The following is a 13,423-nucleotide window of genomic DNA, read 5'->3' as shown; positions in this document are numbered from 1 at the left end:
GCACTGAAAAGTGCCCTTTCGAAGGGGGATGCCCTAAATTGAGTGCTTACAATCCTTCTTCTCTCGAAGAAGATAATTAATAACTGTGTTCGTCAAAATAGGGACTAATCTTTATTCTTTCTCATGAATCTCCTTATTTCAATTATTATCCCATGCTATAATAGCGAGCGTTTCATTGCTCCTACTGTTGAGATGCTGATCCGGCAAGATATATCAGACTGTGAGTTGATATTGGTAAACGATGGTTCGAAAGACAATACGTTATCCATCTTGCAACAATATGAAGCAACTAATGAAAATATCCGTGTGATAGACCAACCTAATCAAGGAGTATCTGTTGCCCGCAATAATGGTATGCTTGCAGCACGAGGAAAGTATATCTATTTTTTGGATAGTGACGATATGCTGACAGAAGGGACTATCAGTCATTTTAAACAAGTGATAACAGAATATTCCGGCTGTCAAATGTTTCTATTCGGTTATGAGATGCGTAGAAACAATGCAACATACAAAAGTTATGTATTTCCGCAATTTGATAGATTAACTTTCTCCGGACGTATATTACAATATAATTTCTTATCAAAGAAATTATGTTGTCATATATGCAGTTGCATATATGACAAGGCTTTTATATTGGAAAACGAATTAACATTGAAGCCTGGGCTCAAAATAGGTGAAGATGTACTCTTTCTTATGCAATTAATGTTCAAGGTTGATAAAGTATATTACTCGGCAAGGCTCTCTTTTATTTACCAGATACGGGATGATTCGGCAATGCAGGGATATAAATCATATAGCAATACCCAATACGAAGCGTATACGGAATGGAAGAAATTCTTGAACCCTATAGCAGAGAAAGATAGCTCTATTCGTAACTATGTAAACTTCTTTTTATTATTTACATATATATCCAATTTACGATATTACCTGCGTTCTGATGTGAAAAGCAAGGAGCTGAACAAGCGTTTCATTGCTGATGGAAATATTCGTTGCAAGAAGAATTTTGTGGGAAACATTTTTCACTGGATTGCCATGAAAATGATGATGCTTGTACCCTTAAGATTGACGTTGAAATTACTGAAGCATCAGTAGAGTGCTTGTTCTTGAAGAAAACCTATACCTAAACATGTGAACTGTGTTCTCTGTCTTATTATCTATTTATTATAAAGAAAATCCCCGGGCACTGGAGCAGTGTCTGGATAGCATCTTGTCGCAAACAAGGATGCCGGATGAAGTGGTGCTGGTAGAAGACGGAGATTTACCTCTGGAGTTAGAGAAAGTTGTCGAGAAATATAAACATAAAATCACTAATCTGAAGATTATTTCTTTAGCCACTAATGTGGGACTGGGAAAAGCTTTGAATGAAGGATTGAAGTATTGCTCTTACGACATCGTTGCCCGCATGGATACGGATGACATTGCAAAACCGGAACGATTTGAAAAGCAGTTGGCCGTCTTTCAAGAACACCCGGATATTGATGTAGTAGGGGCTTGGATTGACGAGTTTGAAGATGATATCTCCCAAATAAGATCTGCAAGAAAATTACCGGAATCGCATGAAGAAATCCGGCAGTTTGCCGAACGCAGAAACCCGGTGAATCATCCGGTGGTGATGTTCCGCAAAAATGCGGTTCTTGCTGCGGGGGAATATCAACATTTTCCGCTATTTGAAGACTATTATTTATGGGTGCGTATGCTGATGACAGGAGCCAAATTCTATAATATGCAGGAAAGCCTGCTTTACTTCCGCATTTCGCCTGATATGTTCAAACGCCGCGGAGGGTGGAAATATGCATGGAATGAAGCACGTTTCCAGCATTGCATGTTGAAGATGGGATTCATATCATGGAAACGCTTTTGTCTGAATGTATTATTGAGGTTTCCCATAAGGATAGCGCCCAATAGTGTGAGGAGTTTTATATATAAGAAATCTTTGAGATAAGACCATTCTACTTTTCTCATTGGACATATTCTATACTAATTACTATTTACCTAAAAAAATGGAACTTATTGAAAAAGACAGCCATTTCATCCCCGATGGCATGAATGGCTTCGAACGCAATGTAAAGCGTATAATGGACTGCTTTCTTGCATTTTGTGCCCTTATCGTATTCTCACCTCTGTTTCTGTTCTGCTATATTGCCGTGAAGCGCGAGGACGGAGGGCCGGCTATTTTCAAGCAAGAGCGTATCGGCAGATTCGGGCGTCCTTTCTACATCTATAAATTCCGCAGCATGACGACAGATGCCGAGAAGCATGGTCCTGCCTTGTACAACACCGGTGGCGACCATCGGCTGACCAAGATAGGACGTTTCCTGCGCGACCATCACTTGGACGAACTTCCCCAGTTGTGGAACGTGTTTCGCGGTGACATGGCTTTTATCGGTCCTCGTCCCGAGCGGAAATTCTATATAGACCAGATTATGGAAAAAGATCCCCGATACCGTTATCTCTATCAGATCCGTCCGGGAGTGACTTCGTATGCCACCCTTTACAATGGCTATACCAATACGTTGGAGAAGATGCTCCGCCGTTTGCGGTATGACTTGTTTTACCTGGAGCACCGCTCTTGGGGATTTGACTTCAAGATACTTTTTATGACGTTCATGAGGATAACGTTTGGGAAGAAATTCTAAGAAATAGTTTATAATTGAACATTGATGAAAGAAAGATATGGACGTAAACTATAAAATTATTGATACCCGGCGTATTATGGATTATATATCTTCTTGCCCGGAGGCTGTTCTCGTAGAGGATATAATCCGTCACTCTGGTGCTGATAAGTTACGTGTCTATCCCGCTCTATTCGAGTTGGAGCAAAGCGGATGGCTGGAAGTGACGGAGAGGGAGGAACTGGGCGCCCCCATGATGGTGCGTCAGCAAAGATAATGACAGGTAACAGCGGTTACTGTTTTAGGCGGCAGCCGGGATTGCTTCGAAAGAGGTGGTTTCGGCTGCTTTTATTCACTGCTTGATGCTTCATGAAAATATAGTAAATTGCATTTTGGTTTATGAGAACATGAAGCACTTGGAAAAAAATCTTATCTTTGTGTGCAAATTAATAAATATCTTATACCAAAATGAATACACAGACTACTTATCTTGCCTCGAAACCGCATTATGAGATTCTTGACGGACTTCGTGGCGTGGCGGCTGTCATGGTTATTATCTTCCATCTTTTTGAAGCACATGCAGGTGGCAGCCATCTTACTCAAATTATCAATCATGGTTATCTGGCAGTGGATTTCTTCTTCATGCTTTCCGGTTTTGTTATCGGCTATGCTTATGATGACCGTTGGAACCGGATGACCGTGGGCACTTTCTTCAAACGCCGTATCATCCGCCTGCATCCTATGGTGATTATGGGAAGCATTGTGGGCGCTGCCTTTTTCTATTTTCAGGAGTCGTCTTGTTTTCCACCTATCGAGAATACGTCCATCGGAACAATGCTGCTGGTGATGTTGCTGGGCTGTACCTTGCTTCCTCTTCCGCTGAAGTTCGACATTCGCGGCTGGACGGAAATGCATCCGTTGAATGGCCCGGCATGGTCGCTCTATTATGAATATATCGGTAATATCCTGTATGCGTTGTTTGTACGCAAGTTCAATAAGGTGGCCCTGTCGGTGCTGGTATTTGTGGCAGGGTGTTTTACGGTATACCGTTGTCTGACTGCTCCTGCCGGCGATATTGTGGGTGGTTGGGCCTTGAACTGGGAACAGCAGTATGTGGGTATGGTCCGGCTGATGTATCCGTTCTTCGGCGGATTGCTTCTGTCACGCCTCGGCTGGCTGATACGGCTTGAAAAGCGTGCTTTCTGGTGGTGCAGCCTGCTGATTGTGGTGGTTCTTTCCATTCCCCGTATCGGAGGTGAGGATGGTTACTGGATGAACGGGCTTTACGAGGCTTTCTGTATTATCTGCATCTTCCCGGTCATTGTTTCGATGGGAGCGGGCGGCAAGGTGACCGGTAAGCGCTCTACTGCCGTATGCAAGTTCCTGGGAGATATTTCCTATCCGATTTATATCACCCATTATCCGCTGGTATACACTTATACAGCTTGGGTATGCAACAATAACGCTACAATGGCAGAAGGTATCCCTTATATGATACTTACTTTCGTGGGAGCCGTTGTCCTTGCTTATGCTTGTTTGAAACTGTACGACGAACCGGTGCGCAAGTGGCTGACAGACCGTTTTCTGAAAGGGAAGAAGAAATAGTTCCGTATGGCTATGGATATAAAAAATCTCCCGTTGCATTATCTTGTGCAGCGGGAGATTTTCTTTTTAATGGCCGGGCGTTATTTTACGTCGATGAATTTCTTGGCCTTTTCTTTTTCTGCTTCTGTAAACTTAGGCAATGTAATGTTCAGCACGCCGTTTTCTACATGGGCGCCAATCTTTTCCTTGTCTACATCGTCCGGAAGAATCATGGTTTGCTGGAACTTGGTGTATGAGAATTCACGGCGCAAGTAGCGGCCTTCCTTCTTTTCGTCCTTGTTGTTCTCTTCCTTGCTTTCTGTTTTCTTTTCCATGCTGATGACCAGATTGTTTTCTTCATCGATGTGAACGTTGAAGTCTTCTTTTGTCATACCGGGAGCAGCCAATTCAACTTTGTACTCTTTTGCTGTTTCGAATACGTTGATGGCAGGGGCGGTGGCATTTGCTTTTACCATCCAATCATTGTCAAAGAAATCATTAAAAATACTCGGTAACCAATTTTGGTTTCTTCTTACAGGCATCATAGTTATAGTCTCCTATTGTTTAAGTTAAACATGCTGTTTAGTTTTGAACTCCGGTTCTTTGTCTTCGGGTGTCTGCCTTTTGGGTTTTCACCATCCGTTTCTTGAACCGTCGTTCGCTAACAATATTGCAAACCTTATGCCAACCAGTTTTCACTGACTTTATTGACTATTTGTCATTGAAAAACTGACTTATTTGCTTGTTTAATGCCATTTTGCTATCTTATTTATTAAAAATTGATAGATTTTCAGACTAATTTAAAACGCATTCTCCAACGCTTGGCTTCTTCGTCCCAATCGTGACTGATGATTTTGAAGGTTCCGATTTCTGATGTATTCTCCACATGTACTCCGATGCAGAGGCATTCGTCGTAATCGCCTACTTTCACGACACGTACCGTTTCCGAAGCACCATCGGGCAGGCGTTCCAAGTCGAAACGTCCTTGCGCTTCCTCTTGCGTAATGAATTCTGTTGTGACGGGCAGCTGTCGGGCGATTACCTCGTTTACGGCCTCTTCCAGCTTCTTTATTTCTTCTTCTGTGGGGCAGGCGGCAAGGAGATAGTCCAGCTTGCTCTTCTTCCGTTCTATGTGTGCTGATATGGAGCGGCCGCAACCGAATAACCTTATCATGGTCTGGTTGATGATGTGCTCCGTGGTGTGCATAGGAGGGTACTCCTGCTTGTTGTGGTCATTGAGATGAGGTTGTTGTTCCATGTATAATTTCAATAGTTGATATATATTTGATATTTTATCGTTTGAGGTTGGCCAGCACTTCTTCTTTCAGGATGCTGTATATATGTATATCTGTATATTCTCCAGAAGCCAGCAGTTCTCCGCAACGTTCTGTTCCCTCATGGACGAAACCGAGGCGAACCGGTACGGCGTTACTGGCTGCATTGCCCACGGCACAGCGAATTTGTATCCGCTTTATCTCTTTTTCTTGTACGGCCCACAGACACAGCTTGCGGACACTTTCAGTAATGATGCCCCGATGCTGGTATTCCGGCAGTAGCCAATAGCCGAGTTCTGTACGGTGGTTGTCGAAATCGGAGAAATGGAAACCTATCAGTCCGCAGATTTCATGTTGTTGGTTCCAAATACCGAATATTGGCTCATTTCGTTCGGCAGGAGCAGATAATACCTGACGTAAAAAAGCTTCTTCATCAGCTATTGTGCGCATATTATCCACAAATGGCAGCCATGTTCTTAAGTAGTCCCGGTGTGTGTCGATGGCATGGTAGATGGCTGCGGCATCTTCTATTCTGATTTCCTGCAGATAAATGTCCGGAAGGATGGGGAAGGAAATGGGAGAGGGGAGGATATGTACGTCTCCTGATTGGGACAGCTGTATCCTTTCCTTGATTTTTCCCCAGGCATGTGTATCGAACAGACAGCTTTCGCGCATGGTGTGATACATTTCCTTGAATCGGGACATGGGGATAGTGAAGCTCAATAAGTCCGCTTCGAAGTATGGGCGGACGGAGGGGTCGAAGAATCCCAGGAAAGTACGTTTCCCTTGTTTCCGGTTTTCAATGATGGTTTGGGTAATGACGGAACAGCAGCCGGAGCCGAATGGGGCTGCTACGGCATCCGATGCATTGTTGTCGAAGAAGGTCCATGTCGCCAGTCCGGATAGAATGTCGGGAGTTGGCAGGAACAGCAGTCCTTCCACTTCATCAAAGGAAGGTATCTTGTCTATGCGGGCAAAATGCAGATAGGCTTTGTCAGTTCTGGAAATCTGTAGCTCATTGACAAAATCTACCACCATTTCGGGAGTCTTCTTGTATTTCTCTTTCAAAGAGACAAACCCCGGGACGCGCTCGGGCATTTCAGTAAATCCGGTATAGAACTTGCCTCCTCCGCAGGTAATTGTTTTGTTGCTGAGACTGACGATTTTGCCGTCTCTGACTTGTTTCATGCATTTGAAGAGACAACCGGTTACTTTCTCTGTAGATGCCCCCATTCGGTCTGAATACCAAAAGGCGATGGGGAGTTCGGCGTGTTGGCCGAAAGCTTCCTGATAATTGGCAATAAATGTGTGTATATCCATGATGCTCGGATGATATTTATGATATGGTCTTTCTTTGGATTTTCCGTAAAGGTAATTCAATATTTTGATTCTTTTGCTTGCAGTATGCCTTTTTATCACTCTGCTTTCGAGCTTTTAATGATAGTAGAATAGGTTTTTATGGTATTTTAATTACTTTTGCATGAGGATTCTCAAAAAGTATTGCCTTTAACTAATCGGAAAGCCGGATGAAAAATATAATCATATTCTTGTGTCTTTGTACCATCTGTATGTGCCGCCTTCATGCTGCAGACAGCAGCCGGGCGGATTCTTTGCTGCTGAAACTGGACCAGGCGATAAAGGAGCGTCCCATATACATGGAGCAGAAAGAGCTGAAACTGGTGGAACTGAAAAGACAGTTGCATCGGCAGATACCGGATGAAGAACGTTTTGCCATTCTTGGCACATTGCTGGATGAGTACCGTTCGTTCAATACGGATTCTGCATTGCACATGGCCGAGGAAAGGGAACAGATAGCCATACGTCTTGGAAACCGGGAATACATAGACAATGCCCGCATGAATAAAGCAGATGTTTTGGGAATGACCGGTATGTATAAGGAAGTTATGGATTTGATGCGGAATATCCATATAGACCGGTTACCGGTGGATATCCATCCATATTATTACCATATCTACCGTACGGTCTATGGCCTTATGGCCGATTATGCCGTGACGGCATATGAAAAGAAGCTTTATACGGAGCTTACGGACAAATATCGTGATTCGTTGCTGTTGGTCAATAAAGATAATCTTCTGATACATACCTTGATTCAGTCCGACCAGTATAATGTACGCAATGAATATGACAAGGCCATCCGTTTGCTGACGGATTATCTGGCGCTGCAGAAGGACTATGAACACGACGTTGCGATTTGTGCCTATACTTTATCAGAGTCTTACCGGCTGAAAGGGGACAAAGAGAAGGAAAAGGAATACCTGATTGTTTCTGCTATGGCGGATATGAAAACCGCTGTCCGTGAATATATCTCTTTACGCAAGCTCGCCGTACTGCTTTACCAGGAAGGAGACATCGAGCGTGCCTATTCTTATGTAAAGATATGTATGGAAGATGCAGCCGCCTGCAATGCCCGGTTGCGCAAGCTGGAGATTCTGGAAATCTTTCCCATCATTAATGATGCTTACCAGCAAAAGACGGAGAAGCAGCAGGAGCAGATGAAATGGGCACTGGTATCTATCAGCCTGCTTTCACTTTTTCTGTTGCTTGCCATATTTTATGTATACAAGCAGATGAAGAAAGTGGCTGCCGCCCGCAGGGAAGTGATTGACGCCAACAAACGGTTGAAGGAGCTGAATGATGAGCTTCACCTTTCCAATGCACAACTCAAGGAGGCCAACCACAGCATTGCCGAAAACTCCTATCTGAAGGAGGAGTATATCGGCCGTTATATGGACCAGTGCTCGGTCTATTTGGAAAAGATGGACAATTACCGCCGGTCGCTGGGAAAGATTGCCGCTACCGGAAATGTGGAGGAACTCTACAAGAACATCAAGTCTTCTAAATTCATAGAGGGGGAATTAAAGGAATTCTATACCAACTTTGATAATACCTTCCTGCAGCTGTTTCCTACTTTTGTAGAAGACTTCAATGCCCTGCTTGCCGATGATGAGCAAATATCCTTGAAAGCCGGCGAACGGATGAATACAGAGTTGCGCATCTTTGCATTGATACGTTTGGGTATTACTGACAGCGTGAAGATAGCCCAGTTCCTTCGGTATTCTGTTACCACCATTTATAACTATCGTACGAAGGTTCGCAACAAGGCTGCCGGTGACCGCGACTTGTTGGAACAGGAAGTGATGACAATTGGCAAGTCGAAGAACTGAGAATAGGGGTTTTGAAGCTTGGAAGTGTCTCTTTTACGCTTATATTTTCACTACTTTTTTAGTTGGGTAATAATTTTATATATTATTGGTATATAGTGGTTTAAGCCTTTTTGAATGATGTAAACCACTACTTTTTTACTCTTTCCTCCACTATTGGCTTCTCTTATCTGATACATTTGCATTGTTCCTCTTCGGAAAGAGTGACACATGTGATTTATGTTTTTATTATTAACTTTAAATTCTTATATTATGCAAAAGTACAAAATGCCAATCAGCAGGCTACGGATGATGGTTTGTCTGATAGGAATGTTACTTCCGATGTGCATGTTCGCACAGCAAATTACAGTACAAGGTGTAGTGAAAGACCAGACCGGTGAAACGGTTATTGGCGCCAGTGTAATGGAAAAAGGAACCACAAATGGGACAATAACCGGTATTGACGGTGATTTCTCTTTGAACATGTCTCCGAACGGTACTCTTGTCGTTTCATTTGTAGGCTATAAGACTCAAGAGGTGCAGGTGAAGGGACAGAAACAGCTTCAGGTAGTTTTGTCTGAAGATGCCGAAATGCTGGATGAAGTGGTGGTGATAGGGTATGGCACCATGAAGAAAAGCGACCTTACAGGAGCAGTGTCCTCCATCGGTAACAAGGATATCAAGGATTCCCCCGTATCCAATTTGGGACAAGCCATCCAGGGAAAAATCTCAGGTGTGCAGATTGTAGATGCCGGTAAACCGGGAGACAATGTATCCATCAAGATTCGTGGTTTGGGTTCTATCAACAACTGCGACCCGCTGGTCGTGATTGACGGAGTGCCTACCGACTTGGGCTTGTCTTCCTTAAATATGGCCGATGTGGAACGTTTGGATGTATTGAAGGATGCTTCGGCCACAGCCATCTACGGTTCCCGGGGAGCTAATGGAGTTGTGATGATTACCACCAAACGCGGTACGGAAGGAAAAGGAAAACTTGCTGTATCTGCCAATTACTCTTTCCAGAATGCTACGAACGTACCTTCTTTATTGAACGCGGCGCAGTATGCCGAGTTGAGTAATGACATGATGGTGAACAGTGGACGCAATCCTAATCCGGAATGGGCCAATCCTTCTGAATTGGGTGCAGGTACCGACTGGATGGATGAATTGCTCCGTACGGGTGTGATGCAGAACTATACGGTAAGTTATTCCGGCGGTAACGAGAAATCCCATTATTATGTGTCCGGTGGTTTTCTGGATCAGTCCGGTATCGTGAAGAGTGTGAATTACCGTCGCTTCACATTCCAGTCCAACAGTGATGCGCAAGTCTTGAAATGGTTGAAGTTCTCCAATAACATTACGTTCAGTGCCGATACGAAGAAGTCGGGCAGCTATAATATAGGTGATGCGCTGAAAGCGCTCCCCATTTATCCGGTGAAGAATGAAGATGGCAGTTGGAGTGGCCCTGATGGTAACTCGGAATGGTATGGCAGCACGCGCAACCCCATTGGACCGACGGAACTGAACAAGAGTCAGACTGATGGATATAACTTCCTGGCCAACTTGACGGCAGAACTTACTTTTACCAAATGGCTTAAGTTTAAAAGTACTTTCGGCTACGATGCCAAATTCTGGTTCATAGACAACTTTACCCCCAAGTATAACTGGAAACCCACTCCCACAGAGGAGACTTCACGTTATAAGAGCGATAACAAGTCGTTCACTTATTTGTGGGACAACTATTTCCTATTCGACCATACTTTTGCAGAAAAACATCGTGTGGGATTGATGGCCGGTATGTCTGCCCAATGGAACACCAACGACTACCTGAATGCGCAGAAGAATGTGTTTATGTTCGACAATGTGCACGAAATGGATAATGGCGAGGAAATGTATGCCATCGGTGGAAACGAGACAGAGTGGGCATTGCTCTCTTACATGGCACGTGTCAACTACTCTTACGAAGACCGCTATTTGCTGACTGCAACCATTCGTCGTGACGGTTCCAGCCGTTTCGGTAAGAAACATCGCTGGGGTACTTTCCCTTCCGTATCTGTGGCATGGCGTGCCTCTCAGGAAAAGTGGTTTCCAAAAAACGACTATATCAATGACCTGAAAGTGCGTGCGGGATACGGTGTGACCGGTAGCCAGGCAAGTGTTGGAAACTACAGCTATCTGGCATCCTACAATACTAGTGTATATCCTTTCGGCATTTCGAGCGGCAATCAGACAGCGCTGGTTTCTTCTACTCTCGCCAACCCGTATATCCATTGGGAAGAGGTGGCACAAACCAACATCGGTTTTGATGCCTCACTGTTCAATTCACGCGTTATGTTCTCGTTCGATGCTTATCTGAAGGAGACGAGAGACATGCTGGTAAAGGCGTCTATCCCCATCACATCGGGATTTGAAGATACTACAACCACGTATACCAATGCCGGAAAAGTACGTAATCAAGGTATTGAAATGAGTCTGCATACCATCAATCTTACCGGTGAACTGGGATGGGAAACGAACCTGACCGCCACTTACAATAAGAATAAAATTAAGGATTTGAACAGCGACGTTCCTTATTACATTAACCAAATCAATAACTCCTATGTAACGATGCTGGCAAAGGACTATCCCATTAATGTCTTCTACGGCTATGTTACGGACGGAATCTTCCAGAACCAGTCTGAAGTGAATACACATGCCGTGCAGCCGGGAGCTGAGCCGGGTGATATCCGTTTCAGGGATTTGAACAACGATGGTGTCATCAATGATAGTGACCGTACCGTCATCGGTAACCCGAACCCAAGTTGGCTGTTCTCCATGAACAATAGCCTTTCCTATAAGGGTTTCGAACTTTCTGTTTTCTTACAAGGTATAGCCGGAAATAAGATATACAATGCCAACAATATCGACAATACCGGTATGGCAGCTGCCTATAACCAGACTACCGACGTACTGAAGCGTTGGCAAGGAGAGGGGACCAGCAATTCGATGCCGCGTGCCGTGTTCGGCGACCCCAATCAGAATACACGCGTGTCAGACCGCTTTGTGGAGAATGGTTCTTATCTGCGTTTGAAGAATATCACACTCTCATACACTTTCCCGAAGCAGTGGTTACAGAAAGCCCAGATTGAGAATGCACGCCTTTCCCTATCTTGTGAGAATGTGGCTACCATCACCGGATATTCCGGTTTCGACCCTGAAGTGGGTATTAACGGAATAGACCAGAACCGTTACCCCATTTCCCGTACGTTCAGCTTAGGATTAAACTTTAACTTTTAATGATTGACTCGGATATGAAAAAGATAACAAATTTACTATATATGCTGGCAGTATTGCTGCTGGCTTCCTGCAACGACTTTCTGGACAAGTCTCCTAAAAATACGGTTGACCCGGAAACGACGGTGACCGATGATGTGGCCATTGCTCTGACCAATGCCTGCTATCGCACCCTTCAGTCTTCCAATATGTACAACCAGCGTATCTGGACACTGGATATTGTGGCGGGTAACAGTTTGGTGGGTGCCGGTGGCGGTACCGACGGCCTTGAAACGATACAAGCTTCTAACTTCATAACGCAGAGCGACAATGGCATGGCATTGTACATGTGGCGTTCTCCCTGGGTGGGGATAGGACAATGCAACATTGTGTTGAATAGTCTTCTGGAGGCTGAAGCCGTGTCAGAGAGAATCAAGAACCGCTGTCTGGGAGAGGCTTATTTTCTCCGTGCACATTATTACTATGTATTGGTACGTCTGTACGGTGGTGTTCCACTGCGTTTGGCTCCTTATAATCCGGGAGAACCGACAGACATTGCACGCGCTACAGTCGAAGAGACTTATGCCCAGATAATTTCCGATTGTAAGAATGCGGTTGACCTGCTTCCTGCCAAGTCTTCTTACGACGACGAGAACGTGGGACGTGCCTGCAAAGATGCAGCTTTAGCCATGTTGGCAGATATTTATCTGACGCTGGCTCCTAATCATACGGAATATTATCAGGAGGTGTCTGATTTGTGTGATGAGATAACAAATTTGGGGTATGACCTTTCTTCCTGCAAGTATGAGGACAATTTCGATGCATTGGTCAATAACGGGCCGGAATCTTTGTTCGAGGTCCAGTATTCGGGCAATACGGAATATGATTTTTGGGGAAACAATCCGCAGTCTTCCTGGCTTTCTACTTTCATGGGTCCCCGTAATTCGGACTTTGTTGCCGGCAGTTATGGCTGGAACCAGCCTACAGAAGAATTTGTGGGTCAATATGAGAGCGGTGACAAACGTAAGGATTTGACCGTGCTTTATGCCGGATGTCCGGATTTTGACGGTAAGGCTTACAAAAGCTCTTATTCCAATACGGGATACAATGTACGCAAGTTTCTGGTGTCGAAAACGGTTTCTCCGGAATACAATACCAATCCTGCCAACTTCGTGATTTATCGTTATGCGGACGTCCTGCTGAAGAAGGCCGAAGCTTTGAATGAAATGGGACGCCCTGACCAGGCTGCCGTGCCTTTGAATATTGTACGTAAGCGTGCCGGACTGCCGGAGGTTTCGGGCTTGTCACAGGAAACCATGCGTGAAAAGATTATCCATGAGCGCCGCATGGAACTAGCTTTCGAAGGGCATCGCTGGTTCGACATGATTCGTGTCAACAATGGAGAGTATGCCATTAAATTCCTGCATTCCATTGGAAAGAGCAACGTGAACAAGAACCGCTTGCTGTTCCCTATTCCGCAGACGGAGATGGATGCTAATACCTTAATGGTGCAGAACCCGGGTTATTAATTAATTTAATC

General features: G+C 44.5%; 11 protein-coding genes. 8 read left to right on the top strand and 3 right to left on the bottom strand.

From position 1 onward, the window contains the following. The first annotated feature begins 123 nt into the window (after positions 1–123). From DW039_RS08690 to DW039_RS08670, 5 genes are all read left to right on the top strand, one after another. Positions 124–1,092 (top strand): glycosyltransferase, encoded by a 969-nt coding sequence (locus DW039_RS08690; RefSeq protein WP_120381866.1) that lies wholly within the window; start codon positions 124–126, stop codon positions 1,090–1,092. Positions 1,093–1,135: 43 nt separating this feature from the next. Next, positions 1,136–1,942, top strand: a complete 807-nt coding sequence (locus DW039_RS08685; RefSeq protein WP_120381865.1) for a glycosyltransferase — start codon at positions 1,136–1,138, stop codon at positions 1,940–1,942. Between the two features lie 58 nt (positions 1,943–2,000). Beyond that, entirely contained in the window at positions 2,001–2,636 is a 636-nt protein-coding gene (locus DW039_RS08680; RefSeq protein WP_120381864.1) for a sugar transferase, read from the top strand. 37 nt (positions 2,637–2,673) lie between these two features. After that, the gene (locus tag DW039_RS08675; RefSeq protein WP_117681132.1) at positions 2,674–2,889 is read left to right on the top strand and encodes a hypothetical protein; all 216 of its coding nucleotides are present in this window, start codon (positions 2,674–2,676) and stop codon (positions 2,887–2,889) included. Between the two features lie 191 nt (positions 2,890–3,080). Further along, the gene (locus DW039_RS08670) at positions 3,081–4,217 is read left to right on the top strand and encodes an acyltransferase (RefSeq protein WP_035448609.1); all 1,137 of its coding nucleotides are present in this window, start codon (positions 3,081–3,083) and stop codon (positions 4,215–4,217) included. Between the two features lie 80 nt (positions 4,218–4,297). Here DW039_RS08670 and DW039_RS08665 read toward each other — a convergent pair whose 3' ends face one another. The 3 genes from DW039_RS08665 to DW039_RS08655 form a co-directional block, all read right to left on the bottom strand. Then, the gene (locus DW039_RS08665; RefSeq protein ID WP_005827646.1) at positions 4,298–4,741 is read right to left on the bottom strand and encodes an Hsp20/alpha crystallin family protein; all 444 of its coding nucleotides are present in this window, start codon (positions 4,739–4,741) and stop codon (positions 4,298–4,300) included. A 245-nt stretch (positions 4,742–4,986) separates the two neighbouring features. Beyond that, positions 4,987–5,454, bottom strand: a complete 468-nt coding sequence (locus DW039_RS08660; protein WP_005827650.1) for a hypothetical protein — start codon at positions 5,452–5,454, stop codon at positions 4,987–4,989. A 34-nt stretch (positions 5,455–5,488) separates the two neighbouring features. Then, positions 5,489–6,790 (bottom strand): GNAT family N-acetyltransferase, encoded by a 1,302-nt coding sequence (locus DW039_RS08655; RefSeq protein ID WP_117588861.1) that lies wholly within the window; start codon positions 6,788–6,790, stop codon positions 5,489–5,491. A gap of 206 nt (positions 6,791–6,996) precedes the next feature. Here DW039_RS08655 and DW039_RS08650 point away from each other — a divergent pair, with 206 nt between their 5' ends. The 3 genes from DW039_RS08650 (at position 6,997) to DW039_RS08640 (ending at position 13,412) form a co-directional block, all read left to right on the top strand. Continuing rightward, complete coding sequence (locus tag DW039_RS08650; protein WP_008664452.1) at positions 6,997–8,655, top strand: DUF6377 domain-containing protein; 1,659 nt, start codon at positions 6,997–6,999, stop codon at positions 8,653–8,655. A 249-nt stretch (positions 8,656–8,904) separates the two neighbouring features. Further along, the gene (locus tag DW039_RS08645; RefSeq protein WP_005827660.1) at positions 8,905–11,907 is read left to right on the top strand and encodes a TonB-dependent receptor; all 3,003 of its coding nucleotides are present in this window, start codon (positions 8,905–8,907) and stop codon (positions 11,905–11,907) included. 14 nt (positions 11,908–11,921) lie between these two features. Further along, entirely contained in the window at positions 11,922–13,412 is a 1,491-nt protein-coding gene (locus DW039_RS08640) for a RagB/SusD family nutrient uptake outer membrane protein (protein WP_165853107.1), read from the top strand. Positions 13,413–13,423 lie beyond the last annotated feature (11 nt).

The sequence above is a fragment of the Bacteroides sp. AF39-16AC genome, assembly GCF_003602735.1.
GTDB lineage: Bacteria > Bacteroidota > Bacteroidia > Bacteroidales > Bacteroidaceae > Bacteroides > Bacteroides uniformis.
This window is presented reverse-complemented; position numbering and strand designations above follow the sequence as displayed.

Coding starts and splice junctions, on each gene's coding strand:
- DW039_RS08660 (WP_005827650.1), bottom strand. CDS start 5,454: ATGGAACAACAACCTCATCTCAATGACCACAACAAGCAGGAGTACCCT.
- DW039_RS08675 (WP_117681132.1), top strand. CDS start 2,674: ATGGACGTAAACTATAAAATTATTGATACCCGGCGTATTATGGATTAT.
- DW039_RS08655 (WP_117588861.1), bottom strand. CDS start 6,790: ATGGATATACACACATTTATTGCCAATTATCAGGAAGCTTTCGGCCAA.
- DW039_RS08640 (WP_165853107.1), top strand. CDS start 11,922: ATGAAAAAGATAACAAATTTACTATATATGCTGGCAGTATTGCTGCTG.
- DW039_RS08670 (WP_035448609.1), top strand. CDS start 3,081: ATGAATACACAGACTACTTATCTTGCCTCGAAACCGCATTATGAGATT.
- DW039_RS08645 (WP_005827660.1), top strand. CDS start 8,905: ATGCAAAAGTACAAAATGCCAATCAGCAGGCTACGGATGATGGTTTGT.
- DW039_RS08690 (WP_120381866.1), top strand. CDS start 124: ATGAATCTCCTTATTTCAATTATTATCCCATGCTATAATAGCGAGCGT.
- DW039_RS08665 (WP_005827646.1), bottom strand. CDS start 4,741: ATGATGCCTGTAAGAAGAAACCAAAATTGGTTACCGAGTATTTTTAAT.
- DW039_RS08650 (WP_008664452.1), top strand. CDS start 6,997: ATGAAAAATATAATCATATTCTTGTGTCTTTGTACCATCTGTATGTGC.
- DW039_RS08680 (WP_120381864.1), top strand. CDS start 2,001: ATGGAACTTATTGAAAAAGACAGCCATTTCATCCCCGATGGCATGAAT.